The 26,971-nt window shown below is 67.1% G+C and carries 25 protein-coding genes; 11 read left to right on the top strand and 14 right to left on the bottom strand.

The genetic code is table 11. The features are described 5' to 3' along the window. The first annotated feature begins 10 nt into the window (after positions 1-10). The 4 genes from puuE to AC5LXK_RS10470 all read left to right on the top strand — a co-directional run bounded on the left by puuE (position 11) and on the right by AC5LXK_RS10470 (position 3,067). On the top strand, positions 11-964 hold the full coding sequence (gene puuE, locus AC5LXK_RS10485) for an allantoinase PuuE (RefSeq protein ID WP_493388777.1): 954 nt from the start codon (positions 11-13) through the stop codon (positions 962-964). Further along, on the top strand, positions 961-1,482 hold the full coding sequence (gene uraD / locus AC5LXK_RS10480; protein ID WP_493388776.1) for a 2-oxo-4-hydroxy-4-carboxy-5-ureidoimidazoline decarboxylase: 522 nt from the start codon (positions 961-963) through the stop codon (positions 1,480-1,482). Before puuE ends, uraD begins: the two co-directional genes overlap by 4 nt. Before the next feature lie 62 nt (positions 1,483-1,544). Beyond that, entirely contained in the window at positions 1,545-2,558 is a 1,014-nt protein-coding gene (gene alc / locus AC5LXK_RS10475) for an allantoicase (RefSeq protein ID WP_493388775.1), read from the top strand. Continuing rightward, entirely contained in the window at positions 2,555-3,067 is a 513-nt protein-coding gene (locus AC5LXK_RS10470; protein WP_043187989.1) for an ureidoglycolate lyase, read from the top strand. The genes alc and AC5LXK_RS10470 overlap by 4 nt, the downstream gene beginning before the upstream one ends. 97 nt (positions 3,068-3,164) lie before the next feature. Here AC5LXK_RS10470 and AC5LXK_RS10465 read toward each other — a convergent pair whose 3' ends face one another. Beyond that, the gene (locus tag AC5LXK_RS10465; RefSeq protein WP_493388774.1) at positions 3,165-4,130 is read right to left on the bottom strand and encodes a LysR family transcriptional regulator; all 966 of its coding nucleotides are present in this window, start codon (positions 4,128-4,130) and stop codon (positions 3,165-3,167) included. A 152-nt stretch (positions 4,131-4,282) separates the two neighbouring features. On the opposite strand from AC5LXK_RS10465, the gene AC5LXK_RS10460 reads away from it, so the two are divergent. After that, positions 4,283-4,687 carry a RidA family protein gene (locus tag AC5LXK_RS10460; protein WP_493388773.1) on the top strand — a complete coding sequence of 135 codons (405 nt, stop codon included), beginning with the start codon at positions 4,283-4,285 and terminating at the stop codon, positions 4,685-4,687. Positions 4,688-4,721: 34 nt separating this feature from the next. Here the strand turns inward: AC5LXK_RS10460 and AC5LXK_RS10455 are convergent, their stop codons facing one another. Then, a complete protein-coding gene (locus AC5LXK_RS10455; RefSeq protein WP_493388772.1) occupies positions 4,722-5,537 on the bottom strand; it encodes an aminotransferase class IV family protein in 816 nt (271 codons plus the stop codon). A 134-nt stretch (positions 5,538-5,671) separates the two neighbouring features. Between AC5LXK_RS10455 and AC5LXK_RS10450 the strand changes: the two genes are divergently transcribed. Continuing rightward, positions 5,672-6,592: a LysR substrate-binding domain-containing protein gene (locus tag AC5LXK_RS10450; RefSeq protein WP_493388771.1), complete on the top strand. Its 921-nt coding sequence runs from the start codon at positions 5,672-5,674 to the stop codon at positions 6,590-6,592. 71 nt (positions 6,593-6,663) lie between these two features. Further along, positions 6,664-7,074, top strand: coding sequence for an ACT domain-containing protein (locus AC5LXK_RS10445; protein ID WP_493388770.1), 411 nt, complete (start codon positions 6,664-6,666; stop codon positions 7,072-7,074). Positions 7,075-7,172: 98 nt separating this feature from the next. Here AC5LXK_RS10445 and AC5LXK_RS10440 read toward each other — a convergent pair whose 3' ends face one another. Together AC5LXK_RS10440 and uraH are read right to left on the bottom strand one after the other, a co-directional pair. Next, complete coding sequence (locus AC5LXK_RS10440; RefSeq protein ID WP_493388769.1) at positions 7,173-8,366, bottom strand: urate hydroxylase PuuD; 1,194 nt, start codon at positions 8,364-8,366, stop codon at positions 7,173-7,175. Between the two features lie 54 nt (positions 8,367-8,420). Beyond that, entirely contained in the window at positions 8,421-8,774 is a 354-nt protein-coding gene (gene uraH, locus AC5LXK_RS10435; RefSeq protein ID WP_098555959.1) for a hydroxyisourate hydrolase, read from the bottom strand. Between the two features lie 511 nt (positions 8,775-9,285). Here uraH and AC5LXK_RS10430 point away from each other — a divergent pair. Continuing rightward, positions 9,286-10,698: an 8-oxoguanine deaminase gene (locus AC5LXK_RS10430; RefSeq protein WP_493388768.1), complete on the top strand. Its 1,413-nt coding sequence runs from the start codon at positions 9,286-9,288 to the stop codon at positions 10,696-10,698. A 117-nt stretch (positions 10,699-10,815) separates the two neighbouring features. Here AC5LXK_RS10430 and AC5LXK_RS10425 read toward each other — a convergent pair whose 3' ends face one another. Then, positions 10,816-11,745, bottom strand: a complete 930-nt coding sequence (locus AC5LXK_RS10425; RefSeq protein WP_006402708.1) for a LysR substrate-binding domain-containing protein — start codon at positions 11,743-11,745, stop codon at positions 10,816-10,818. A 218-nt stretch (positions 11,746-11,963) separates the two neighbouring features. Continuing rightward, positions 11,964-12,173: a dodecin gene (locus tag AC5LXK_RS10420; RefSeq protein WP_011352399.1), complete on the bottom strand. Its 210-nt coding sequence runs from the start codon at positions 12,171-12,173 to the stop codon at positions 11,964-11,966. 135 nt (positions 12,174-12,308) lie between these two features. Between AC5LXK_RS10420 and AC5LXK_RS10415 the strand changes: the two genes are divergently transcribed. Next, entirely contained in the window at positions 12,309-13,199 is an 891-nt protein-coding gene (locus AC5LXK_RS10415) for an NAD(P)-dependent oxidoreductase (protein WP_493388767.1), read from the top strand. Positions 13,200-13,265: 66 nt separating this feature from the next. On the opposite strand, the gene AC5LXK_RS10410 is transcribed toward AC5LXK_RS10415, so the two are convergent. The 4 genes from AC5LXK_RS10410 to AC5LXK_RS10395 all read right to left on the bottom strand — a co-directional run bounded on the left by AC5LXK_RS10410 (position 13,266) and on the right by AC5LXK_RS10395 (position 16,646). Then, entirely contained in the window at positions 13,266-13,712 is a 447-nt protein-coding gene (locus AC5LXK_RS10410) for a hypothetical protein (RefSeq protein ID WP_027784713.1), read from the bottom strand. Positions 13,713-14,045: 333 nt separating this feature from the next. Continuing rightward, positions 14,046-14,477, bottom strand: coding sequence for a large conductance mechanosensitive channel protein MscL (gene mscL, locus AC5LXK_RS10405; protein WP_048248527.1), 432 nt, complete (start codon positions 14,475-14,477; stop codon positions 14,046-14,048). Positions 14,478-14,714: 237 nt separating this feature from the next. Further along, on the bottom strand, positions 14,715-15,875 hold the full coding sequence (locus tag AC5LXK_RS10400; protein WP_493388766.1) for a tetratricopeptide repeat protein: 1,161 nt from the start codon (positions 15,873-15,875) through the stop codon (positions 14,715-14,717). 90 nt (positions 15,876-15,965) lie between these two features. Further along, on the bottom strand, positions 15,966-16,646 hold the full coding sequence (locus tag AC5LXK_RS10395; protein ID WP_493388765.1) for a PspA/IM30 family protein: 681 nt from the start codon (positions 16,644-16,646) through the stop codon (positions 15,966-15,968). 442 nt (positions 16,647-17,088) lie between these two features. Here AC5LXK_RS10395 and AC5LXK_RS10390 point away from each other — a divergent pair, with 442 nt between their 5' ends. Further along, complete coding sequence (locus tag AC5LXK_RS10390) at positions 17,089-19,608, top strand: penicillin-binding protein 1A (protein WP_493388764.1); 2,520 nt, start codon at positions 17,089-17,091, stop codon at positions 19,606-19,608. An 84-nt stretch (positions 19,609-19,692) separates the two neighbouring features. Here the strand turns inward: AC5LXK_RS10390 and AC5LXK_RS10385 are convergent, their stop codons facing one another. The 4 genes from AC5LXK_RS10385 to mfd all read right to left on the bottom strand — a co-directional run bounded on the left by AC5LXK_RS10385 (position 19,693) and on the right by mfd (position 26,148). Further along, positions 19,693-20,127 carry a DUF3574 domain-containing protein gene (locus AC5LXK_RS10385; RefSeq protein WP_493388763.1) on the bottom strand — a complete coding sequence of 145 codons (435 nt, stop codon included), beginning with the start codon at positions 20,125-20,127 and terminating at the stop codon, positions 19,693-19,695. A 144-nt stretch (positions 20,128-20,271) separates the two neighbouring features. After that, complete coding sequence (locus tag AC5LXK_RS10380; RefSeq protein ID WP_493388762.1) at positions 20,272-21,291, bottom strand: threonine/serine dehydratase family protein; 1,020 nt, start codon at positions 21,289-21,291, stop codon at positions 20,272-20,274. A 60-nt stretch (positions 21,292-21,351) separates the two neighbouring features. Continuing rightward, entirely contained in the window at positions 21,352-22,572 is a 1,221-nt protein-coding gene (gene argE, locus AC5LXK_RS10375; protein WP_493388761.1) for an acetylornithine deacetylase, read from the bottom strand. Between the two features lie 105 nt (positions 22,573-22,677). Further along, positions 22,678-26,148, bottom strand: coding sequence for a transcription-repair coupling factor (gene mfd, locus AC5LXK_RS10370; RefSeq protein WP_493388760.1), 3,471 nt, complete (start codon positions 26,146-26,148; stop codon positions 22,678-22,680). A gap of 107 nt (positions 26,149-26,255) precedes the next feature. On the opposite strand from mfd, the gene ispD reads away from it, so the two are divergent. Then, positions 26,256-26,966 carry a 2-C-methyl-D-erythritol 4-phosphate cytidylyltransferase gene (ispD, locus tag AC5LXK_RS10365; RefSeq protein ID WP_493388759.1) on the top strand — a complete coding sequence of 237 codons (711 nt, stop codon included), beginning with the start codon at positions 26,256-26,258 and terminating at the stop codon, positions 26,964-26,966. Positions 26,967-26,971: the final 5 nt, after the last annotated feature.

The following is a 26,971-nucleotide window of genomic DNA, read 5'->3' as shown; positions in this document are numbered from 1 at the left end:
CTTCGAACCCATGTCACTCGATCCCAACTATCCTCGCGACCTGATCGGCTACGGCCGCCATCCCGTTCAGGCGAACTGGCCGGGGCGCGCCCGCGTCGCCGTGCAATTCGTGCTGAACTACGAGGAGGGCGGCGAGAACTGCGTGCTGCACGGCGATCCGGGCTCCGAGCAGTTCCTGTCCGAAATCGTCGGCGCGGCCGCATATCCGGACCGCCACATGAGCATGGAGTCGATCTACGAATACGGTTCGCGGGCCGGCGTGTGGCGCATCCTGCGCGAATTCGAGAAACGCGGGATGCCGCTGACGGTATTCGGCGTCGGCATGGCGATCGAGCGTCATCCGGAGCTCGCGCGCGCCTTCGTCGAGCTGGGCCATGAAATCGCATGCCACGGCTGGCGCTGGATCCACTACCAGAGCATGACGCCGGAACTCGAAGCCGAACACATGCGCCTCGGGATGGAAGCGATCGAACGCGTGACGGGCGAGCGTCCGCTCGGCTGGTATACGGGCCGCGACAGCCCCAATACGCACCGCCTGGTCGCCGAACACGGCGGCTTCCTGTACGACTCCGACAACTACGGCGACGACCTGCCGTTCTGGATGGACGTCAAGGTGTCGGGCGGCGGCACGTCGCCGCAACTGATCGTGCCGTACACGCTCGACACGAACGACATGCGCTTCGCCACGCCGCAGGGCTTCAACACCGGCGATCACTTCTTCGACTACCTGCGCGACGCGTTCGACGTGCTGTACGCGGAAGGCGACGAGGCGCCGAAGATGCTGTCGATCGGCATGCACTGCCGACTGCTCGGCCGGCCGGGCCGGTTCCGCGGGCTGCAGCGTTTCCTCGACCACATCGAGAAGCACGATCGCGTATGGGTAACGCGCCGTGTCGATATCGCGCGTCACTGGCGTGAACATCATCCGTATCAGCCCAACTATCAAAACGAAGGGAAAGCATGAAGGCGATGCGCTACACGTTGGAACAACTGAACACGATGGCGCCGAGCGCATTTGTCGCGGCGCTGTCGGGGATCTTCGAACATTCGCCGTGGGTGGCCGAGGTCGCCGCGGGCGAGCGGCCGTTCGCGAGCATCGACGCGTTGCACAAGACGATGTCGGGGGCGGTGGAGGCCGGCGGCGAAGTGCGCCAACTCGCGCTGATCAACGCCCACCCGGAGCTGGCCGGCAAGGCCGCCGTGCGCGGCGAGCTGACGGCCGAGTCGACGCGCGAGCAGAGCGGCGCGGGCCTCGACCAGTGCACGCAGGAAGAATTCGACAAGCTGCTGACGCTGAACCGCACGTATCGCGAGAAATTCGGCTTCCCGTTCATCCTCGCGGTGCGCGGCTATGACCGTCACGGCATCATCGCGAACTTCGAGTCGCGCCTGAATCATTCGCGCACCGAAGAACTGCGCGCGAGCCTCGACCAGATCTACCGGATCGCGCGCTTCCGCCTCGACGACCTGATCGACGCCTGACTCCGCAATACGGCCTGCTGCGTCGCAGCGGCCTGATCGCATCACTGAAACAAGGAAACATCATGGCTGTTCCGCTTCTCGATCCGAACGCACCCGACTTCACGCGGCGCTACGTGAATCTTGCCGACCCGCGTCTGGGTGCGCAGGCGCTCGAGGCCAGCGACGACTTCTTCGCGCCGAAGGACCGGATGCTGAACCCCGAGCCTGCCGTCTTCATTCCCGGCAAGTACGACGACCACGGCAAGTGGATGGACGGCTGGGAAACGCGTCGCAAGCGCACGACGGGCTACGACTGGTGCATCGTCAAGCTCGCGCGCCCGGGCGTGATCAAGGGCTTCGACATCGACACGAGCCACTTCACCGGCAATTTCCCGCCGGCCGCGTCGATCGAGGCCGCGTTCGTGGCCGACGGCGCGCCGACGCATGCGACCGAGTGGGTCGAGATCGTGCCGTCGACGACGCTGCAGGGCAACAGCCATCACTACGTCGATGCGAGCGACGCGCGTGCGTTCACGCACCTGCGCGTGAACATCTATCCGGACGGCGGCATTGCGCGCCTGCGCGTGTACGGCCAGCCGCAGCTCGACTGGGCCGGCGCGAGCGCAACCGAGCAGTTCGACCTCGCGGCGATGGAAAACGGCGGCTATGTGGTGGCCGCGAACAACCAGCACTTCGGCGTCGCGTCGAACCTGCTGCTGCCGGGCCGCGGCGTGAACATGGGCGACGGCTGGGAAACCCGCCGCCGCCGCGAACCGGGCAACGACTGGGCGATCATCGCGCTCGCGCAACCGGGCGTGATCCGCAAGATCGAAGTCGATACCGCGTTCTTCAAGGGCAACTACCCGGACCGCTGTTCGATCCAGGCCGCTTACGTGTCGGGCGGCACGGACAGCTCGCTGATCACGCAGTCGATGTTCTGGCCGGTACTGCTCGGCGAACAGAAGCTGCAGATGGACAAGCAGCACTACTTCGAACAAGACATCGCGTCGCTCGGCCCTGTCACGCACGTGCGACTGAACATCATTCCGGACGGCGGCGTATCGCGCCTGCGTCTGTGGGGGACGCTCGACAAATGAAGACGCTTGCAATCGAACCGCTGACCAAGGAAGCCTTCGCGCCGTTCGGCGACGTGATCGAAACGGAAGGGGCGAAGCAGATCCCGATCAACCTCGGCACGACGATCCGCTTTCACGATCTCGCGAAAGTCGACGTGACCGATGAAGACGGCCGCACGCTCGTCAACCTGTTCCGCGGCCAGCCGCGCACGCTGCCGTTCGAAGTGAAGATGCTGGAACGGCACCCGCTCGGCAGCCAGGCCTTCGTGCCGCTGAACGACCAGCCGTATCTCGTCGTCGTCGCGCCCGCGGGCGATCTCGACCCGGCGAAGATCCGCGCATTCGTGACGAGCGGCTGGCAGGGCGTCAACTACGCGAAGGGCGTGTGGCATCACCCGCTGATCGCGCTCGGCGGCGTCAGCGACTTCATCGTCGTCGATCGCGGCGGTGACGGCCTGAACCTGAACGAGCAGGATCTGCAGGAATCGCTGTGGCTCACCGACGAGGCGCTGCACGCGCTGACGGCCTGAGTTATCGGCGCTTCCGCGACTGACCGCTCGTCTGTCTGCCTGTCGAAACCCGCGCAATGTGCGCGGGTTTTTTTATGGGTGACCGCTGTCTCGCGACTCAGGTTGATACGGCCTTGCGCTTGTCGCGCGAACCGGCGTTGCCGCGCCGCCGGTTCGCGACCGGTGCATGCTGCGCCATCAGGTCGGCGACCCAGTCGACGAAGACGCGCAGCTTCGCGCTGACGTGCCGGTTCGGCGGGAACGCGACGTACATCGGCATCGGTTCGAGCTGCCATCGCTCGAACAGCGGCACCAGTTCGCCGCGGGCGCGATACGCGGCGGCCATGTAGTCGGGCAGCCACAGGATGCCCAGCCCGGAGAGGCCGGCTTCGAGGTAAGCATTGCCGTCGTCGACCGCGAGCACGTAGCGCCCGCGCACGTCGACCTGCTCGCCGTCGCACGTCATCGCGAACGGCAGTGCCTTGCCGGTGCGCGCCCACAGAAAGCCGACGATCCGGTGATGCGTGTCTTCCAGTTCGTCGGGATGCGACGGCATCCCGGCGCGTGCGAGATAGGCCGGCGAAGCGTACACGCCGAGCCGCAGGTCGCCGATTCGGCGCGCGACCAGCGCACGGTCGGTCGGCTCGCCGCCGCGCACGACGCAATCGACGTTCTCGCCGATCACGTCGACCACGCGGTCGCTTACGCCCATGTCGAGCTGAATGTCCGGATAGCGTTCATGGAACGCGGGCAGCGCGGGGATCAGGATCAGGCGTGCGAACGGGCTCGGCACGTCCACGCGCAGTCGTCCCCGCGGCGACGCCGATGCAGCGGACAGACTCGTTTCCGCGTCGTCCATGTCGGCCAGCAAGCGCACGACGCGGTCGTAGTATGCGGCGCCGTCGGCGGTGACGACGACCTTGCGCGTCGTGCGGTTGAACAGCTTCACGCGCAGCCGCGCTTCGAGCTGCTGCACCAGTTGCGTGACGGTGGTGCGGCTCATGTGCAGCGTGTCGGCGGCCTTCGTGAAGCTGCCGGCTTCCACCACGCGGGCGAATGCCTGCATTGCGTCGAATCGGTCCATCGGGTCAGGGCTCCGCGTCGGTCGGATATTGTTTGGTGTGCGCAAACAGTGTTGGACAGCGTTGCCCGTTTATCCGCTGCGCGGCGGTCCTTAAAGTGCCTTCATCGCTGATGCAGGGGCAGCTTCGCCCCATGAACCGATGGAGGTGTTGAATGACAAAGCGTAACGTAGTTTTCCCGCCCGGTCGCCAGGCGCTGTATGAGCGCAACCGCTATTCGCCGGCGGTGCGCTCGAACGGTTTCCTGTTCGTGTCGGGGCAGGTCGGGAGCCGCGACGACGGCTCGCCGGAGCCGGAACTGGGCGCGCAGGTCCGCCGCGCGTTCGACAACCTGAATGCGGTGCTGCGCGCGGCCGGCTGCACGTTCGACGACGTCGTCGACGTGACGGTGTTCCTCGTCGATCCCGAGGCGTCGTTCGAACGGATCTGGGAGATCGTTCCCGAATACTGGGGCGATGCACCGCATCCGACGCTGACCGCCGTCGGCGTGACCTGGCTGTATGGCTTCCAGTTCGAGATCAAGGCGATCGCGCGGTTGCCGGAGACGGCCGACGCGTGAGCGTCGGGCGTTCGTGCGTCGGGGCGGCCGCGCGTCACGGTGCGACAGGAGGCTCCTGCTCATACGCGCGATGCAGCAATGCGGCGAGCGACGACGAATCGGGCAGCGCCGCCGTGCCGAGCCGGCGCACGGCAATTCCCGGGGTCCACGAGTTCATCACGACGGCGCCGCTCATCGACGGCAGGTCGGCCGGCGTCACTTCACGGTCGTGCTGCGCGACGCCGAGGCGCGCCAGCTGCCGCCGCAGGATGCGCATCGTGACGCCACCGAGCATGCCGGCCACCGGCCATACGACCGTATCGCCGGCCCGGAACGCCAGGTTCCAGATCGAGCCTTCGCTGATGTACCCGCGACGATCGATGAATGCCGCGTCGTCGAAACCCTGTGCGATCGCACGGCGCAAAAAGTGCGTCTTCGCGACTTCGCCGACGTGCTTGATCTCCGGCAGCACGCGCTCGTGTTCGAACAGCGCGACATCGAGCGGACCGACCGGTCCCGCCGACGGCGCGGCGGTGCGGATCAGCACGTCGAGCGCTTCGTCGTCGCGCGGCGCGACGAATTCTCCTGTCGTCGCATGAACGGTCGCGGTGAGCGACAGTGCCGACGGCGCGCGATCGAGCGCGGCGCGCAGGAACGCGCGCATCCGCGTGTCGGGCAGCGCCTGCCCGAACAGCGCCTCCGACGCGTCGCGCAGCCGCGCGAGGTGCAGGTCGAGGCCGCGTACGCGGCCGTCGCGGACCTGCATCGCGGTGAAATGCGCATGGCCCGCGAAAGCCAGCGCGGCGAGCGCGTCCGGCGTGGCGGCGACGCCATTGAGCTGGGCGACGGACGGGAACGGTGCAGCGGTCATCGGCAAATCTCCAGGTTTGGCCGCAGGCACCGGGCGGCGTGCGGCATCGTCAAGAAAGCCTATTGTTCGACGATTGATGACCTCATGAAAAACGAGTAGTTTTGTCACGGTCATCAAATTTGGTTTGAAGATCGATGGAACGCATGTGGCCCGGTACGCGCGCGCTGAGAACGTTCGATGCGGCGGCGCGGCACCTGAATTTTTCGCGGGCGGCCGACGAGGTCGGGCTGACGCCTGCAGCCGTCAGTCACCAGATCAAGGAAATCGAGGCGCAGCTCGGCATCGAACTGTTCGTCCGTACGAGCCGCAGCATCCGGTTGACGCCGGCGGGTGTCGTGCTGGCCGGCGCGGCCGCCGATGCGCTGGCGGGCCTGCAGCGCGCGACCGCACGGGCACGCCGGATCGCGCGCGAGCAGACGGAGCTGCGCGTGTCGGTCGGCGCGCGCTTCGCGACGCACTGGCTGCTGCCGCGCCTGCCGCGTTTCCGCGCCGCGTATCCGGCGTTCGAACTGTCGTTCGACATCACCGACCGCTTGCGCGATTTCGATGACGACGACGTGGACGTCGCAATCCGCTTCGGTACCGGACGTTACCGCGACGCGGGTGTGCAGCGCCTGTTCGGCACGTCGGTCGTCGCGGTCTGCAGCCCTGCGCTGTTGTCGGCCGGACCACCGTTACGCAAGCCGCGCGACCTGTTGCGCCATACGCTTTGCCATGCCGACTGCGAAGTCGACGGCGTGGTCTGGCCACGCTGGTCGGCATGGATGTCGGCGGCCGGCATCGACGGCTTCGACGACAGCCGGTGCGTCGCGTTTCCGGATTCGAGCCACGTCGTGCAGGCCGTGGCGGACGGTGCGGCGGTCGGGCTGGCGGAGCCGCACATGATCGCGCGCGATCTCGCGGACGGGCGTCTCGTGCGGTTGTTCGACGTGAGCGTCGAGGTGGCGCCGGCGCTTGCGTACTACGTCGTCTATCCGGCGCGTATGCGGGACGATCCGCGCATCGTCGCATTGCGCGACTGGCTCGCGGACGAAGTCGCGGGGGTGTGTGCGTGACGTGATCGTCGCGCGTGCTATCGTGCCCGCATCGCCACGACACGACGTCCGGTTCCGGGCGTGATTCTCCGATGAGCCAACCTGAAAACGACCTCGCGGTCCTGTTGCGCACGATGCGGCCCGAACTGCATCCGGGTGCGTTCGCATTCGTCTCGCTGCCGCCCGATGCGGGCGTGTCGTTATCCGAAGTGATTGCGACGTTCCGCGAAGCGGAGGGGCTGACGGTCGTTGTCGACGAGAAGACGGCCGCGCATTACGGCTGGCCGGTGCTGTTCCGTGCCGCCTGGATCACGCTGACCGTGCACTCCGATCTCGCCGCCGTCGGCCTCACGGCGGCATTCGCACGCGCACTCGGCGCGGCCGGCATCAGCTGCAACGTGATGGCTGCCGCGTACCACGATCACATCTTCGTACCGTTCGACGACGGTCCGCGTGCGATCGACGCGCTCGTCGCGCTGCAGCGCGACGCGATGCGCGGGTAGTGCACGAAGCGCATTCGGCCCACGCAAAAAAACGGGCCCGTCACCGGGCCCGCGAACGGAAAGGATTGCGCCGAAGAACGACCTCGGCGCAGGGCGGCTTACTTGGCCGCGCCACCCTCGAACCAGGCGGCGAGCTTCATCCGCTCGTCGTCGGTCATGTGCGTGACGTTGCCGATCGGCATCGCCTTCAGGCGCACGGCCTGTTCGTAGATACGCTGCGCGTTCTTCGACACTTCGTCCGGCGTGTCGAACATCACGCCTGCGGGGGCGCTGCCCATCAGCGTCGGCTTCGCCGAGTGGCACTCGACGCAGCGCTGCTGCAGGACCGGCATGATGTCGTTGATCACGATCTTCGGCGCGTTTGCAGCTTGCGCTTCCGGTGCGACCGGCTTCGGCATCGTCCAGACCAGGGCGCCCGACAGCAGCGCGACGCCGCCGATCGGCAGGTACCACAGCTGCTTGCCGCGGTGACGCATCACGAAGAACTGGCGGATCAGCGCGCCGGCCAGCATGATCATCACGAGCACGACCCAGTTGAACTTGTTCGTGTAGGTCATCGCGTAGTGGTTCGACAGCATCGCGAACACGACGGGCAGCGTGAAGTACGTGTTGTGCACCGAGCGCTGCTTGCCGCGCTTGCCGTAGATCGGGTTCGGTTCTTCGCCCTTGAGCATCTTTTCGACCATCTTGCGCTGGCCGGGGATGATCACGAAGAACACGTTCGCCGACATGATCGTCGCGAGCATCGCGCCGACGATCAGGTAGGCGGCACGGCCCGAGAAGATGTGGCACGCGAGGTATGCGGCGACGACGACGTAGATGCCGACGCAGATGCCGAGCACGCGGTCGTTGGTGCCGAGGATCCGGCACAGCGAGTCGTAGACGATCCAGCCGGCCGCGAGGAAGCCGAGTGCGGATGCGACGGCGACGACCGGGCCCATGTCGAGCACGCTCTTGTCGATCAGGTACGTGTTCGGTGCGAGCAGGTACAGCACGAAGAACAGCGAGAAGCCCGACAGCCAGGTCGTGTACGACGGCCACTTCGACCAGTGCAGGTCATCCGGCATTTCCGGCGGGGCGACCGTGTACTTCTGCATGTTGTAGAAACCGCCGCCGTGGACGTGCCACAGTTCGCCGAACACACCGCGCTTGCGCTGGTTCGGGTCGGTCGGCGGTTTCAGGCTGTTGTCGAGTGCGACGAAATAGAAGGACTCGCCGATCCACGCAATGGCGACGATGACGTGCAGCCATCGAAGCGCGAGGTTCAGCCAGTCGGTGATGAAGCCGTCCATGAAACTCCTCCAGACTCAGATCGTTTGTCTTTGATGTGGGCGCTGATGCGTATGTCAGCTGCCGCGATAGGTGCTGTACGACCACGGCGACACGAGCAGCGGCACGTGGTAGTGCGAAGCGGTGTCGGCGATGCCGAAGCGGAGCGCGACGCGGTCGACGAAGCGGGGTTCGGGAACCTTGACGCCGAGCGACGCGAAGTAGTCGCCGGCATGGAACACGAGTTCGTATTCGCCGGCGGCGAGCGCGGCGCCTTCGAGCAGGGGTTCGTCGCAGCGGCCGTCGCTATTGGTCAGCACGGTCTTGATCGCGCGGCGCGATTCGCCGTCCAGCGCGTAGAGGTCCACCTTGATTGCAGCGCCGGGACGGCCGTGCGCCGTATCGAGTACGTGGGTAGTGAGCTTTCCCATTCGCAATTGTCCTTGTGTGAATGCGAGGTTCGGCGGCGGCCCGATCCATTGACTGTGCGGCGGATCGAGGCTCCACGTCACGTGGCTACATACCCGTCGGCGAAATTGAAGCGAGCGCCGTGCAGGCATTGTAAAAAGGTTCCCCGCGCAAATACGGGCGCGATATCAAAGATAATGCGCCGCGCATGACCGGCTGTCGACGGCCCGCCGGACATGGCTTCCGGCGGGTGTTTCAGGCCCCCGCGGGGGCACTGCGCGGCGTACCATATCGAAACCCTGAAGCGCGGTATTCCGGATCGTGCATTGTGTGCGGCACGCGCTTGGGCGATCCTCCCGCCGTGCGCGTCGGCCCATGGCCCGCGCGTACCCCGAAGACGGCGAGCACGCCGGGTAACCGGGCCAGGGCGTTCGAACGGACGCAGGCACCGGGGCGTGCCGCGAATCAGCGTTCGAACGGCTGTGTGACGGCCTCCAGGATCCACCCCTGGGGGCAGACCGACGCGGAGAACGCATGAACCTCGAGCAGCACGCTGGCGCACGCGCGCCGAACACCTCTTCATCCCGCCCGAAAACCCTGCTGGTCAAGCACGCCGACGTGCTCGTGACCATGGACGACACGCGCCGCGAGCTGCGCGACGCGGGGCTCTACATCGAAGACAACCGGATCGTCGCGGTCGGCCCGACCGCCGAGCTGCCCGACACGGCCGACGAAGTGCTCGACCTGCGCGGCCACCTCGTGATCCCGGGGCTCGTGAACACGCACCATCACATGTACCAGAGCCTCACGCGTGCCGTGCCGGCCGCGCAGAACGCCGAGCTGTTCGGCTGGCTCACGAACCTGTACCGGATCTGGGCGCACCTGACGCCCGAGATGATCGAGGTGTCGACGCTGACCGCGATGGCGGAACTGCTGCAGTCGGGCTGCACGACATCGAGCGATCACCTGTACATCTACCCGAACGGCAGCCGGCTCGACGACAGCATCGGCGCCGCGCAGCGGATCGGCATGCGTTTTCACGCGAGCCGCGGCGCGATGAGCGTCGGCCAGCGCGACGGCGGGCTGCCGCCCGATTCGGTCGTCGAGCGCGAACCGGACATCCTGCGCGATGCGCAGCGCCTGATCGAGACCTATCACGACGAAGGCCGCTACGCGATGCTGCGCGTCGTGGTCGCGCCGTGCTCGCCGTTCTCGGTGAGCCGCGAGCTGATGCGCGATGCGGCCGTCCTCGCGCGCGAATACGGCGTGTCGCTGCACACGCACCTCGCGGAGAACGTCAACGACATCGCGTACAGCCGCGAGAAGTTCGGAATGACGCCCGCCGAATATGCGGAAGATCTCGGCTGGGTCGGCCACGACGTGTGGCATGCGCACTGCGTGCAGCTCGACGATGCGGGCATCGGCCTGTTCGCGCGCACCGGCACGGGCGTCGCGCACTGCCCGTGCTCGAACATGCGGCTCGCGTCGGGCATCGCGCCGGTGAAGAAGATGCGGCTCGCAGGCGTGCCGGTCGGCCTCGGCGTCGACGGCTCCGCGTCGAACGACGGCGCGCAGATGGTGGCGGAAGTGCGCCAGGCGCTGTTGCTGCAGCGGGTCGGTTTCGGGCCCGATGCGATGACCGCGCGCGAAGCGCTCGAGATCGCGACGCTCGGCGGTGCGAAGGTGCTGAACCGCGACGACATCGGCGCGCTGAAGCCCGGCATGGCCGCGGATTTCGCCGCGTTCGACCTGCGCCAGCCGCTGTTCGCGGGGGCGCTGCACGATCCGGTGGCGGCGCTCGTGTTCTGCGCGCCGTCGCAGGCGGCGTACACGGTGGTGAACGGGAAGGTGGTGGTGCGGGAAGGGCGGTTGGCGACGCTCGATCTGCCGCCCGTCATCGAACGTCACAACGCGCTTGCGCACGCGCTCGTCGAGGCATCGCGCTGAAGCAATACTGAAGCCGTGCGGCGGCCGCCTTGGCAGGCGTGCCGCCGGCGCCGTCGTCGCGCTGCGGGGTGCCGCGACGCGCCACAAAGGCGCGCGCGGCGTATGCCGTTCCTGCCGTTACGGCTCGATCAGCGTGCGGGTGGCTTCGGCGACGAGGCCGCGCAGCCAGCGCACTTCGTCGGAGTAATGGCAGCGTTCGTGCCACAGCTGGTAGTACTGCATCGGCGGGAAGTCGAGCGGCGCCGGCACGACCGACAGCGGCAGGAACTTCGCGTAGTGATCGGCGAACAGGCGCGTGGTCGTGAAGATCAGGTCGGACTTCACGAGCACGTACGGTGCGAGGTTGAAGTACGGCAGCGTGACGACCACGTGGCGCTTGAGCCGCTCGCGCGCGAGATGCACGTCGATCGCGCCGCGCTGACCGACCGAGTACGGCGTCGGCGCGAGATGCGGCGCGTTCAGGTACTGGTCGAGCGTGAGCCCGCCGCGCTTCGCGAACGGGTGCGTGTTGCTCATCAGGCAGACGATTTCGTCGACGAACAGGTTCGACAGGTGCAGCTGCTCGGGCGGTTCGGGCCAGTTGCCGACGACGATGTCGAGCTTGCCGTCTTCCAGCGCGAGCTCGTAGTCGAACGCGGGGCCGAGCGAATGGAACTCGAGCGTCGCGTTCGGCGCGGCCTGGCGGAAGCGCTCGACGACGGTCGGCACGAACAGCACGTTCAGGTAGTCGGGGCAGCCGATCCGGTAGCAGCGGATCGACGTGGCCGGGTCGAAGTTGTGCTGCTGGAACTTGATGCGCTCGATTTCACGCAGTGCGTTCTGCACGGGCTCGAGCAGGCGCAGCCCGTATTCGGTCGGCACCATGCCGGATTTGCCGCGCACCAGCAGCGGATCGCCGGTGATGTCGCGCAGGCGACGCAGCGCAGCGCTGATCGCCGGTTGTGACTGGTTCAGTTTGACGGCCGCGCGCGTGACGCTGCGCTCCATCAACAAGGTGTGCAAGACGCGCAAGAGGTACGTGTCGATCGCCTCGCGTTGCTGACTCATGATATCTCCGTTTTATATGTCTGGGCTGATCGAGGGGCAAGGGGGGTATATCGTTTTTAATATGAAGCTGAGCCAGCGTCAAGAGATGGATACCCGCAGACACCCGTCGACCGGGCCGCGACAAGGGGCCGGAACGGGGTGGAAGGCGGGGCGCGCGGCGCCGCACGGATGCGTATTGCGCGGATCCGGATCGCGGCGCGGCGTGTGATGCGGGGGCGTCAGTCGTCGATGCGCATGCCGACTTTCAGCGTGACCTGCCAGTGCACGACCTGGTCGCCTTCGATGTGACCGCGCGTTTCGGTCACCTGGAACCAGTGCAGGTTGTGCAGCGTCTTGCCGGCTTTCGAGATCGCGTTGCGGATCGCGTCGTCGCTCGATTGCTTCGACGAACCGGTCAGCTCGATCATCTTGTACACGTGGTCGCTCATGATGTGCTCCCTGGGATGTTCGTATGGTGTGCCGGTGCAAGCCGCGGTCCCGAAGCGGCGCCGTGCGAGCCCGGCTTCTTGAGTGATAGGTATGATGGGCGGCAAGTGCAACCCATATTGGAGACGAGGAACATCGTGGAAGTCGGATTTTGCGGACCGGGATTGATGGGCGCGCCGATGATTCGGCATTTGCTGGCGGCCGGGCATCGCGTCAGCGTGTGGAACCGCTCGCGCGACAAGGCCGAAGCGCTCGTGAAGGACGGCGCGCAGGTGGTCGGTACGCCGCGTGAGCTGGCCGAGCGCGTCGAGACGGTGTTCGTGTGCGTGCTCGACGGTCGTGCGGTCGGCGACGTCGTGTTCGGCGAGCACGGGCTGCTTGCCGGCGACGCCGCTGCGCGTCGCCTGCAGCGCATCGTCGATCATTCGAGCATTCCGCCCGCCGCCACGCGCGACTATGCGGCGCGCGCGGCCGCACTTGGGATCGGCTGGGTCGACGCACCGGTGTCCGGCGGCGTGCCGGGCGCGCAGGCCGGCACGCTGGCGGTGATGGCAGGCGGCCGCGCGGCCGATCTCGACGCGGTGCGGCCGCTGATCGACACGTACGCGTCGCGCATCACGCACATGGGCGACGCGGGCGCGGGCCAGACGGCGAAGCTGTGCAACCAGGCGATCGTGACCGCGACGGTCACCGCGATCGCCGAGGCCGTCGGCCTGGCGCAGGCAAGCGGCATCGATGCCGCGCGTCTGGCCGAGGCGCTGGCCGGCGGCTGGGCCGATTCGGTGCTGCTGCAGACGTTCGTGCCGCGCATGACGTCGGGCGGCCATCCGCCGATCGGTGCGCTCGCCACGTTCCAGAAGGATGTCGATGCGATCGCCGATGCCGCGCGCGATACGGGTGCGGTGATGCCGGTATCGGCCACCGTGCAGCAGGTGCTGAGGCTCGGCGCCGCGCAAGGGCTCGCCGGTGCCGATTTCGCCGCGTTCATCGACATCGTGCGGCCGGGCAACGGCCGCCAGGTGTCATGACGGGCAAACGGGGCGCGTGAATGACAGATGGGCCGCCCGGAGGCGGCCCATCGGATGGCGGGTGAATCAGCCGAGCGAGCGTGGTGTCGTGTCGCCGGCGTTCTGGCGGCCGAGGCCGCCGCGCAGGCTCGCTTTCGTGCCTGCACCAAACTCGGGCAGGATGCGCGCACGGGCACGACTCGCGAAGACCAGGAAGCCGAAGCCGTTCGCTTCGTACCAGTAGCCGCCGTTTTCGAGGCCGTCCAGCGGCTGCTCGAGCGCGTTGGCGATCGATTCGATGCAGCGCTTGCGCAGTTCGGCGATGGCCGGATAGGGCGGCTGCGCGCCGCGCACGCTGCACAGGAGCACGTCGAGGCCGGGCAGCACGTGTGCATAGAGGACGGGTTCGTCCTGCGCACGGGCGCGGGCAATCTTGGTGTCGAGCTGGGCAAACGGTTTCGAGTGGCGCAAGACCGCGAGGAATGACTCCTGGCCGTCCTGTTGCGCACGCCGACGTTTTTTCGGGAAGGACATAAACACTCGCCTCAAAAACAATTGCAAGAAATGCGGCACTTTCATGCGACCCACTCCCGGCTATGTACGCCGCATGTCGATCCTTTATAGCACACGAAAATGCTGCATTCGTGCAGTACGACGATCAATGTCTCCCGTCGACCTGCTCGCCATGATCGACACAGCCAGCGTCTTGGCGCCCGTACTGTCGTTTAGTCTCCATCATAGACCTGCTTTTCCCGCGCGTGCATTCGCCCGTCACAAAAAAGTGAGATGGGCCGCTTGCGGCGGTGCATCGCGCGCGCAATAAAAAGGCCCGCTCGGGGCGGGCCTGGCTGGCGGAGTGCGCGGCGATCAGCGCTGCTTGAGCGAATCGCGGATCTCGCGCAGCAGCACGGTGTCTTCCGGCGTGGCGGCCGGCGCGGCTTCGTCCGGCTTGCGCAGCTTGTTGATGAATTTCACCATCAGGAAAATGATGAATGCGAGGATGACGAAATTGATCGCCACGGTGATGAACGAGCCGTAACCGAATGCGGCCACACCCGCGGCCTGCAGGTCCTTGAACGAATCGGGATTACCCTTGAACGTCGGGGGGATGGTGCCGAGCAGAACGAACTTGTTCGAGAAATCCAGGCCGCCGGTCAGCACGCCGATGACCGGCATGATGAGATCTTTCACGATCGAGTCGACGATCTTCGAGAACGCGCCGCCGATGATCACGCCGACGGCGAGATCCATCACGTTGCCCTTGACGGCGAACTCCTTGAATTCCTTGATGATGCTCATGAGCGGCTTTCTCCTGGTTGGGGCGAGGGGAAGCGTGCCGCGACGCGCAGGATTGCATTGCGTCGAATGAGGGTCGGTGGCACGCCGATGGCCGCATGATAGCGAACGCTCCCCCATGCCGGTAGTCCATCTTGAAATGATTGACAAATCCGCGCGTCGGCGCGGCCGGTCATGCAGGGGAGCGTGGCGTGCGTGACGGGGGCGTCGACGTGAACGTCGGCGCCCGTGTGCGGGGGTTCAGGAGTTGTCGTCGGTCCAGCCGTCGTCGTTGCTGCCGAGATCCATGCCGCCGCCGCTATTGCCGTCGCTCCAGCTGGAATCGTCGCCGCGGCCGAGGTCGAAGCCCGGATCCTGCTCCTGCCGACGGCGCTCGCCGTCGACGATCACGTCGCGCTCGACCACGCGCTCGCGGCCGCCCGACATCGCCTCGCCGAGCAGCACGCCGGTCAGCAGCCCGCCCATCCCGCCGCCGAAACCGCCGCCGCCTTGCTGGATCACGACGGGCGGCTGCTGTTGCGGATAGGGTTGCGGCGGATACGGTTGACCTTGCGCACCCGTCATGCGATCGGCTTCCTGCGCGTACACGGAGCCGCTGCCGTTGGCCGGCGCCGTGGGCTGCGCGGCCGGGTCGGGCCGGCCTTCGACGCGGGCCTTCACGCTGGCGTGACGCTGTTCGAGTTCATCGACGCGATATGGCGGCACCGGATTCTTGCCGTTCGACAGCGCCTCGACGAGCGTGCGCGCATCGGTCTCGACCGCTTCGATTTCACCGATGAGTGCCGCGGCGCCTGGCGCCGTCGACAGTTTCGCGTCGAGTTTCAGCGGCCGGATGTCGTTCAGCACGTCGGTGGCGCGCTTGAGCTGCGTGCGGCGCTCGTCGTCGGCGCGGCCGTCGTCGGCCGTGCGTGCGCGCCGCAGCGTCCAGCGCAGCACCAGCGCGATCACCGCGACGATCAGCCCGAGACCGATCCACATGCTGGTCGACGGGCCGTGTTTTTCGGCCGGTACGGCGGGCGCGAGCGACGATTGCAGCGTGCCGGCCTGCGTGGCCGACGGCGTGTTGCCGCTCACACGTGCGGCGTCGGCGCGAACGCGCGACTCCGTTTGCGCGAAATGCGCCGCGTCGGTGAACTTCAGTTGCGGATCGAGCGACTTGGCGCGCTCCAGTTGCGCGAGCGCGTCGGACGCGCGGCCTTCGCGGTCCAGCACCTGCGCATACAGGTAGCGTGCGTGCGCGTTGTTCGGATGGGCGTCGATGACTTGCGACAGCTGCGTGTCGGCTTGCTGCCAGTTGCGCTGTGCGATCGATTGCTCGACTTGCTGCAGCGACGGTACCGCAAACGCGGCGGACGACAGCAACATCAGCGAGAGGCCGAGTGCGGCGAGGGATTTCTTCATGGTCGAACCGGGCGCATGCGCCCGTCTCCTGACGATCGGTTCGCGCCGCGCGCCCGGGCCGGGCCGCGGCGCGGTTGCCCGCAGTTGCCGTTACTGCGCGGGCGTATCGAGTTGCTTCTTCAGCGCGGCGAGGCGATCCTCGACCGACGGGCCCTTGTTCAGCGCGGCGAGCTTGTCGTCGAGCGCCTTGCCGCTCGACGTGTCGGCCGAATTCAGGCGTGCGTCCGAGCGTGCGTTCTGCAGCGCGACCTTGTCCTCGAGCTTCTGGAAGTCCTCGGACAGGTTCTTGCCGCCGATGCCGCCCAGCGCGCCGGCTGCGACGTCCTTCGCCTGCGCGATTTCCTGCTTGGCCTGCAGGATGTTGGAGCGTGCATTCAGGTCGTTGCGGCGCTGACGCATGTCGGCGATCTGCCCCTTCAGCTTGTCGACCGACGGCTCGAGCGTCGTCAGCTCGGCTGCGAGCGCATCGCGCTCGGCTTCCGCGTTCGACTGCGCGGCGAGCGCCTCGCGGGCGAGCGCTTCGTCGCCGCCCTGCAGTGCGCGCTTCGCGCCGTCCTCGTACTTCTTGACCTTGTCGTCGGCCGAATCGCGCTTGCTGCGCTGGGTCGCGACCTGCGCTTCGATCTCGATCAGCGAATTTTCGGCACGGCCGATGCTGTCGTCGAGCTCCCGCACGATCTGCCGTGCGTCGCGCGACGGATCCTGTACCGAATCGGCCGCATCGTTCAGCAGGCCTTTGATCGTGCGCGAAACAGAGTCGAAAAGCGACATGAAATCCTCCGTGGTTGAAAGGCGCCGCGTGACCGCGGCAGTGCCCGCTGCGGGCCGGTTCCGACCCGCGTGAGCCGGCGGCCATTAGACCACCGGTTCACTTAAATACGGCTTAAACGCGCAAGTTCAAGCGGCTTGCGCATCAGGATGCCGAACCTTTCGCGATTGAAAGAAACGGCCGTGGCGCGCCGTATTGCGTGTCCATCATAGGCCGAGGATGCCGACAATACGTTCCGCAAATTACGGCATTGCGGGAATTTTTACAAAAAATCGCGAAGGCACCCGGTCGATTTCATTAAAATGCGCTGTCACGTCGCGGGAACGGATCGCCGCGCGGCGGGGTCTGTCGACGTGACAGCCGCATCTCGATGCACTCAATCTGATTCATCCGCTTGCATTTCCGCATGCGTCCGAGGGCGCCACGTACGCCCGCCATTCCGACATGCCAATTATCAAACGACCGTCTTCGTCTTCCGACAGGAAAGAACCCCACTACACGCTGCGCCGTTCACCGTCCGGAGCCTATTACCCCGATGACGACGATCGCGACGACGACCGCCACGCGCAGCAGCGCAGCGGCGGCGGCGGGCGTCGCCGCTCGTTCGGCTCGCGCGTCGCGATGTGGTTCGCCGGCCTGTTCGTGACGCTGGCGATCGTCGGCGCGCTGATCGTCGGCTACGCGCTGGTCGTGATGGCGCCGCAACTGCCGTCGCTCGACGCGCTGACCAACTACCAGCCGAAGGTGCCGCTGCGCGTGTTCACCGCCGATCACGTGCTGATCGGCGAGTTCGGCGAGGAGCGCCGCAGCCTCGTGCGCTTCCAGGACATTCCCGACGTGATGAAGAAGGCCGTGCTCGCGATCGAGGACTACCGCTTCTACGAACACGGCGGCGTCGACTTCGTCGGCATCCTGCGCGCCGGCGTGGCCGACCTGATGCACGGCGGCGCGCGGCAGGGCGCGAGCACGATCACGATGCAGGTCGCGCGCAACTTCTTCCTGTCGAGCGAGAAGACCTACACGCGCAAGATCTACGAAATGCTGCTCGCGTACAAGATCGAGAAGGCCCTGACGAAGGACCAGATCCTCGAGCTGTACATGAACCAGATCTATCTCGGCCAGCGCTCGTACGGTTTTGCGGCCGCTGCACGCGTGTATTTCGGCAAGGACCTGAAGGACATCACGCTCGCGGAAGCGGCGATGCTCGCGGGGCTGCCGAAGGCGCCGTCCGCGTATAACCCGGTCGTCAATCCGAAGCGCGCGAAGGTGCGCCAGGAATACATCCTGAAGCGCATGCTCGACATTGGCTACATCACGCAGCCGCAGTACGACGAAGCGATCAAGGAAGAGATTCACGTGCGCACGCCGGGCAACCAGTACGCAGTGCACGGCGAGTATGTTGCCGAGATGGTGCGTCAGATGATGTACCAGCAGTACAAGGACGAAACCTATACGCGCGGGCTGACCGTCACGACGACGATCAACTCGGCCGACCAGGAAGCCGCATACCAGGCCGTGCGTCGCGGCATTCTCGACTACGAGCGCCGTCACGGCTATCGCGGTCCGGAAGCGTCGATCAACCTGCCTGCGGCCGGTGACGAGCGCGACGAGGCGATCGACGATGCGCTCGCCGATCACCCGGACAACGGCGACCTGCAGTCGGCGGTCGTGCTGTCGGCGTCGCCGAACGCGGTCGACGTGCAGTTCGTCGGCGGCGCGACCACGACGATCGGCCCGGCCGGGCTGCGCTTCGTGTCGGCCGCGCTCGGGCCGCGCGCGAACAACGCGCTGCGCATCAAGCCGGGCTCGGTCGTGCGCGTGCTGAAGGACGGCAAGACGGGCTGGCAGGTCGTGCAGTTGCCGCAGGTCGAAGGCGCGCTCGTCGCGATCGCGCCGCAGGACGGTGCGATCCGCTCGCTCGTCGGCGGCTTCGACTTCAACAAGAGCAAGTTCAACCACGTGACGCAGGCGTGGCGGCAGCCGGGCTCGTCGTTCAAGCCGTTCATCTACTCGGCGTCGCTCGACAAGGGCATGGGGCCGGCGACGATGATCAACGACGCGCCGCTGTATTTCCCGCCGAGCGTGCCGGGCGGCACTGCGTGGGAGCCGAAGGACGACGACCAGCCGGACGGCCCGATGACGATGCGCACCGGCCTGCAGCGTTCGAAGAACCTCGTGTCGATCCGGATCCTCGCATCGATCGGCACGCAGTATGCGCAGCAGTACGTGACGCAGCGCTTCGGCTTCGACCCGGCGAAGACGCCGCCGTACCTGCCGATGGCGCTCGGTGCGGGCCTCGTGACGCCGCTGCAGCTCGCGACCGGCTACGCGGTGTTCGCGAACGGCGGCTACAAGGTCGATCCGTACCTGATCGCCGAAGTCGACGACGCGCGCGGCCAGCCGCTGCAGAAGTCGCAGCCGGTGGTCGCGGGCGGCACCGCGCCGCGCACGATCGAAGGCCGTAACGCGTACGTGATGAACAGCCTGCTGCATTCGGTCGCGACGGCCGGCACGGGCGCGGGCACCAACGTGCTGGGCCGCAGCGACCTGCAGGGCAAGACCGGTACGACGAACGACGCGAAGGACGGCTGGTTCGCCGGCTACCAGCAGTCGCTCGTCGCGGTCGCGTGGATGGGCTTCGACCAGCCGAAGAGCCTCGGCAGCCGCGAATTCGGCGCGCAGCTCGCGTTGCCGATCTGGGTGAACTACATGCGCACCGCGCTGAACGGCGTGCCGGAGCAGCAGATGCCGATGCCGGACGGCCTGACCTCGATCGACGGCGAGCTGTACTACGCCGATCGCACGCCGGGCAACGGCTTCGTCGCGAACGTCGACATCAACCCGGCCGAGAACGCGATCAGCGCGAACGACGCGCTGGGTTCGGCCGGCGCGGCCGGGCTCGCGCCGCCGCCCGTCACGCCGCAGGAGAAGCAGCAGATCATGGACATGTTCGAGAACAAGTAAGCGGTACGCCGTGCTTCAGACCTGCGACGGGCGCCTTCGGGCGCCCGTTTTTTTCGCGTGTTGCCGGCAGCAGGAGAAGGGGCGTCAGAACGACGCGCAAGCCGGCACCACCGTGATGCCGACCGATTGCTGGTGGAAGCGCTGCATGTACGCTTGCCGGATCGCGGCGAGCCGCGTGCGCGTATCGGGCGTATCGTCGGCGACGATACGGATCACGAAGCTGTCCTCGCGCGTGACGCCGCCGGTCGTGCGGTCGCGCCACTGGCCGTGCGTGTCCCAGTAGGTGAGGCCGTCGGGAAAGCGCGGCGTGACGGTGTCGGCGAGAAACGTCGCGCGTTCCGCATCGGTAACGGGGCCGCGCCCCGCGATGTCGCGCCCGAACAGCAGGTCGGCCTGCAGCATGCGGCTTTCGCCCGGCTGTGTGCAGGACGCCGGTTGTGCGTTGGCGACGGGCGAGGGTGCCGTCGCGCAACCGGCGAGCAGCGCGAGCGCCATCGCGCATGCGGCCAGCGGCCGCATCTGCCCATTTCGTGACGATCGACCTTCGTGCGCGCAAAACGCTGCGCGCTCAACCACTTGCGTGCGTGTCCGGTGGGTTATCAACAGGGCTGTCAACATAATCTGGGGATAACCCTAGGTTGGCTGCGGTTGCCCGATACGGGGTCAGTGCTGCAATTTCGCGTGCGCGAGGTGCATGCCGAGCGTGCCGGGATCGGTGTTCGTGCCCGACAGCAGCACGCCGACGCGCTTGCCCTGCAGCGTTTCGCGCAGCGGGCCGAGCAGCGCGGCGAGCGCGGCCGCGCAGGCCGGCTCGACCGACAGCTTAAGGTGCGAGAACAGGAACAGCATCGCGGCGCGCAGCGCGTCGTCGGATACGGTGACGATGCGGTCGATGTGGCGCCGGCACAGCTGGTAGCTGTATTCCTCGGTGTGCGGCGCCATCAGCGAATCGGCGATCGTCTGCATCGCGCTCATCTTGATCGTGTGATTCGCCGCGAAGCTGCGGCTCATCGCGTCGGCGCCCTCCGGCTCGACGCCGTACACGTGCACGCGCGGGTTCGCGAGCCGCAGCGCGGTCGCCATGCCGGCCGCGAGCCCGCCGCCGCCGATCGGCACGATCACCGCGTCGAGGTCGGGCGTCTGCGTCGCCCATTCGTAGCCGAGCGTCGCGGTGCCGAGGATCGTGTGATAACCGTTGAACGGATGAATGAAGAAACGGCCTTCCTCGGCCTCGATGCGCCGCACGAGATCGAACGCCTGCGATGCGCTGCCCGCGAGCACGACTTCCGCGCGGTACTGCTTGCACTGCGCGATGCGCGTCGGGCTCGCGGTTTGGAACATCACGACCTTCGCGCTGCTGCCGAGCCGCATCGCCGCATACGCGACGGCTGCCGCATGATTGCCGGCCGACACGCAGGTGACGCCCGCGTTCTTGCGCGCTTCGTCGAGCGCGAGCAGGTGCGTGAACGCGCCGCGCGCCTTGAAGCTACCGCTCACCTGCAGCAGCTCGAACTTGAAGTTGACGTGCGTGCCCTCGAGGGACGGCAGGTCGGCGCGCTCGAACACGGGCGTGCGCGCGACCCACGGCGACAATGCGAAATGCTGGGCGGCGATTTCGTCGAGCGTCGGAATCGGCTCGCCGTCGATCGTCGTATGGGCAGCGCCCGGTTGTTCAGTCGACATGACGTGGCAGGTGGCGGAGTGGGCCGGCTCGCACACGCGGGCCGGCGTGGCGGGAGGCAGTCAGTGCGCGTCGACCGACATGCTGCGGATGAACTTGCGCAGGAACTGCTCGCAGCCGGCGAGCTGCGCGAGCTCGACATACTCGTTCGGCTTGTGCGCCTGCTCGATGTTGCCGGGCCCGCACACGACGCTCGGGATGCCTGCGCGTGCGAACAGCCCGGCCTCGGTGCCGTATGCGACCTTGCGCTTGTCCTGGTCGGCCGTCAGCGCGCGCACGAGCTGCGTGATCGCGGCCTGTTCGGTTGCATCGAGGCCGGGCGCCGCGGCGATCTTCGAGAATTCGATCGCGGCATTCGGATGCTCGCGCAGCATCTGCGGCAGCAGCGTGTCCTGCGCATACGCTTCGATGCGCGTGAAGATCTGTTCGGGATCGAGCGTCGGCAGGTTGCGGAATTCGAAGTCGAAGCGGCACTCGGCCGGCACCGTGTTGATCGCGTTGCCGCCCTGGATCGTGCTCGTCTGCGCGGTCGAGAACGGCACGTCGTACAGCTCGTCGAACGGGCCTTCGGCGCGGAACCGGTCGGCGATGTCGCGGATGTGGCAGATGAGGCGTGCCGCATATTCGATCGCGTTGAGCCCCTTCGGCGTGAGCGACGAGTGTGCCGCGTGGCCGCGTACGCAGCAGCGGTATGCGTTGATGCCCTTGTGCGCGATGATCGGCCGCATGCTGGTCGGCTCGCCGACGATGCAGCCCGACGGCTGCACGCCGCGCTTCACGAGGTCGGCGATCATCAGCGGGGCGCCCGCACAGCCGATTTCCTCGTCGTAGGAGAGCGCGAAATGGATCGGTTTCGCGAGCTTCGTCGCCTGCATCTCGGGCAGCAGCGCCAGCGCCGTGCCGATGAAGCCCTTCATGTCGCAGGTGCCGCGGCCGTACAGGCGGCCGTCGCGGATTTCCGGCGCGAACGGGTTGCTGTCCCATTGCTGGCCGTCGACCGGCACGACGTCGGTGTGCCCCGACAGCACGATGCCGCCATTCGTCGCGCCGTCGTGCGCGGGCACGGTCGCGAACAGGTTCGCCCAGCCTTCGCGCGGATCGTGCGTGATCGTCGATGCGATGCCCTTCGCGGCGAGCGCGTCGCGCACCGTTTCGATCAGGCCGAGGTTCGGCACGCGGCTCGTCGTGTCCATCGACACGAGTTGCTCGACCCAGGGCAGGCTGACGAGCGATGCGTCGCCTTCGGTTGCGGCGGACGGCGCTTTCGCGTCGAGAGTGGACATGGCAAAACTCCGTCTGATGAATGGGAAAATCATACTCAAAAACGCGCCGGCCCGCCTTCGCCGGGCGCGATGCGGTGCAGCAACACCGCGCCCGTCAATATCGCATCAGCGCGCCGCGGCGGCCGCACCCTGTTTCGGGCCGAGCGCGCGCAGCGTCTCCTTGATCGTCGACACGCGGATCGCGAGATCGGGCGAGCGCGTCTCGATGCGCAGCTTGTCCTGGCCCGCGAGCTTGATGTGGCGATGCTTCTGCACCATCTCGATGATCCGCATCGGATCGATCGGCGGATTCGGCTCGAACTGCAGCCCGATTGCGACCTCGCTCGCGTCGATCTTCACGATGCCGAGCGGCTTCGCGGCAATCCTCAGACGATGCGTCTCGACGAGCGCGTGCGCCTGCGGCGGCAGTTTGCCGAAGCGGTCGATCAGTTCTTCCTGGATGCCGTCGATCGCGTCGCCGTGCTCGCAGTTCGCGAGCCGCTTGTACAGCGACAGCCGTTCCTGCACGTCCGCGCAGTAGTCGGCCGGCAGGATCGCAGGGGCATGCAGGTTGATTTCCGTCGTCGCGGCGAGCGGGGCGGTGAGGTCGGGCTCCTTGCCGTTCTTCAGCGCCTTCACCGCGTCGTTCAGCATGTCGGTGTAGAGCTGGAAGCCGATCTCGTGAATCTCGCCCGACTGCTTGTCGCCGAGCACCTCGCCGGTGCCGCGGATCTCGAGGTCGTGCATCGCGAGATAGAAACCCGAGCCGAGTTCTTCCATCTGCTGGATCGCTTCCAGCCGGCGCTGCGCCTGCTTGGTCAGCGACTGCGGATCGTGGACCAGCAGGTACGCGTAGGCCTGGTGGTGCGAGCGGCCGACGCGGCCGCGCAGCTGGTGAAGCTGAGCGAGGCCGAACTTGTCCGAGCGGTGCATGATGATCGTGTTCGCGCTCGGCACGTCGATGCCGGTCTCGATGATGGTCGTGCACAGCAGCACGTTCGCGCGCTGCGCGACGAAATCGCGCATCACGCGTTCGAGCTCGCGCTCGTGCATCTGGCCGTGCGCGATCACGATGCGCGCTTCGGGCACGAGCGCCTCGAGCATCGCCTTGCGGTTCTCGATCGTCTCGACCTCGTTGTGCAGGAAGTACACCTGGCCGCCGCGCTTCAGCTCGCGCAGCATCGCCTCGCGGATCACGCTTTCTTCCTCGCGACGCACGAAGGTCTTGATCGCGAGCCGCTTCTGCGGCGCGGTCGCGATCACCGAGAAATCGCGCAGCCCCTCCAGCGCCATCCCGAGCGTACGCGGGATCGGCGTCGCGGTGAGCGTCAGCACGTCGACTTCCGCACGCAGCGCCTTCAGCGCCTCCTTCTGGCGCACGCCGAAGCGGTGTTCCTCGTCGATGATCACGAGGCCGAGGCGCTTGAACTGCACGTCCGACGACAGCAGCTTGTGCGTGCCGATCACGATGTCGACGCTGCCTTCGTTGATCTGCGCGATCGCGGCGTTCACTTCCTTCGTGGTCTTGAAGCGCGACAGCTCGACGATCCGCACCGGCCAGTCCGCGAAGCGGTCGGCGAAGGTCTGCGTGTGCTGCTCGGCGAGCAGGGTGGTCGGCGACAGCAGCGCGACCTGCTTGCCGCCCATCACCGCGATGAACGCGGCGCGCAGCGCGACCTCGGTCTTGCCGAAGCCGACGTCGCCGCACACGAGGCGGTCCATCGGCTTGCCGCTCGTCATGTCGCCGATCACGGCCGCGATCGCCGCGGCCTGGTCGGGCGTTTCCTCGAAACCGAAGCTTTCCGCGAATTTCACGTAGTCGCGCGGGTCGAGCGCGAATGCATGGCCTTCGCGGGCCGCGCGTCGCGCATACAGGTTCAGCAGCTCGGCGGCCGTATCGCGGATCTGCTGCGCGGCCTTGCGCTTCGCACGCTCCCACTGGCCGGAGCCGAGTGCGTGCAGCGGCGCGCTGTCCGGATCGGCGCCGCTGTAGCGCGAGATCACGTGCAGTTGCGCGACGGGCACGTAGAGCTTGCTGTCGCCCGAGTATTCGAGATGCAGGAATTCGGTCTCGCCTTCGCCGAGATCCATCGACACGAGGCCCATGTAGCGGCCGATGCCGTGCTGCGCGTGGACGACCGGGTCGCCGACCTTCAGCTCCGACAGGTCGCGCACCATCGCGTCGACGTTGCTCGCCTGCTCCTGCCGGCGGCGGCCCGCGCGGCGGCCGAGCGCGCCGTACAGCTCGGTTTCGGTGACGACCGCATAGCCTTCGCCCGGCACCGCGAAGCCGTTCGCGAGCGGTGCGACGCCGAGCGCGAAGCGTTCGTCGCTCGCGAGCCAGCCCGCGAAGTGGTCGTTCGACGCGGGGCGCAGGTGGTGTTCGGCGAGCAGTTGCAGGATCGTCTCGCGGCGGCCGGCCGATTCGACCGTCAGCAGCACGCGCTTGCCCGACGACTGGACGAACGTACGCAGCGACACGAGCGGATCGTCGGCATGGCGGTCGACGGTGAGCTCCGGCAGCGCCGTGGCCCAGCCGCCGGCCGGCTGCGCGGGCAGCACGACGCGCGCGAACGGCTTCGAGAACGCGAAGAAATCCTCGTCGGACAGGAACAGCCGCTGCGGCTCGAGGATCGGCCGCTCGCGATCGTGTGCGAGGAACGCGTGACGCTGCTTCGTATCGGCCGTGAAGCGGCGGATCGACGCCTCGAGGTCGCCGGTGAACACGAGGTGCGCGTCCTGCGGCAGGTAGTGGAACAGCGTGGCCGTCTCGTCGAAGAACAGCGGCAGGTAATACTCGATGCCGGCGGACGGCACGCCGTTGCCGATGTCCTTGTAGATCGGCGCGCGGCTCGGGTCGCCTTCGAAGGTTTCGCGCCAGCGGCTGCGGAAGGCCGTGCGGGCGGCTTCGTCGAACGGGAACTCGCGGCCGGGCAACAGGCGCACGTCGCGTACCGGGTACAGGCTGCGCTGCGTGTCGGGGTCGAACGCGCGGATCGAGTCGACCTGGTCGTCGAACAGGTCGATCCGGTACGGCAGCGGCGAGCCCATCGGGTACAGGTCGATCAGCGAGCCGCGCACGCAGTATTCGCCGGGCCGCACGACCTGGCTCACGTGCTCGTAGCCGGCCAGCGTGAGCTGCGACTTCAGCTTCGCCTCGTCGAGCCGCTCGCCCTGCGCGAACGCGAACGTGTACGCGGCCATGAACGATGCGGGCGGCATCCGGTACAGCGCGGTAGTCGCCGGCACGAGCAGGATGTCGCAGCGGCCTTCGCCGAGGTCGTGCAGCGTGGCAAGCCGCTCGGACACGAGATCCTGGTGCGGCGAGAACGTGTCGTACGGCAGCGTTTCCCAGTCCGGCAGCAGGCGCACGCGTGCGTCGGGCGAGAAATAGCGGATTTCCTGCGACAGCCGCTGCGCGTCGACCGCGTTCGCGCAGATCACCGCGAGGAGCGGCACGTCCTGGCGGTTGTCGGCGAGATAACGGGCGATGGCGAGCGCGTCGGCGGAGCCGTGCGCGCCGTCGAAGGCGAAACGCTGGCCGGGCTTGACGCGGGCAACGGGGGAGGCTGACGGGTTGGAAGCGTTATCTGGCATAGGGACGACAGGGGTGGCGTGCACGGGCGCATCGCGGTGCGCCGGTCGAGACGAAAGACCTATTATAAAATCCGCTTCTCGATTTCATCTTTCCGGCGTTTCCTTTCGTGACTCCCCGACTTTTTGCCCTGATTCCCTGTGCCGGCACGGGCAGCCGTTCCGGCTCGGCCGTGCCGAAGCAATATCGCACGCTGGCCGGCCGCGCGCTGCTCCATTACACGCTTGCGGCGTTCGACGCGTGCAGCGAGTTCGCGCAGACCCTCGTCGTGCTCGCGCCCGACGATTCCCATTTCGACGCGCGTCGCTTCGCGGGCCTGCGCTTTGCGGTGCGCCGCTGCGGCGGCGGCTCGCGGCAGGCGTCGGTGCTGAACGGGCTGCTGGAGCTGGCCGAATTCGGCGCGACCGACCAGGACTGGGTGCTGGTGCACGACGCCGCGCGCCCGGGCATCACGCCGGAGCTGATCCGCACGCTCGTCGCGGCGCTGAAGGACGACCCGGTGGGCGGTATCGTCGCGCTGCCGGTGGCCGATACGCTCAAGCGCGTGCCGGCCGGCGGCGACGCGATCGCGCGCACCGAGCCGCGCGACGCGCTGTGGCAGGCGCAGACGCCACAGATGTTCCGCATCGGCATGCTGCGCGAGGCGATCCTGCGCGCGCAGCGCGAAGGGCACGACCTGACCGACGAAGCGAGCGCAATCGAATGGGCCGGCCATACGCCGCGCGTCGTGCAGGGCAGCCTGCGCAATTTCAAGGTCACGTACCCGGAAGATTTCGCGCTCGCGGAAGCGATTCTCGCGCGCCCCGCGAACGCTTCCTGACTTTT

This window comes from Burkholderia pulmonis, from assembly GCF_984667975.1.
Note: the sequence above shows the minus strand (reverse complement) of the source record. Positions and strands in the feature narration are given on the sequence as shown.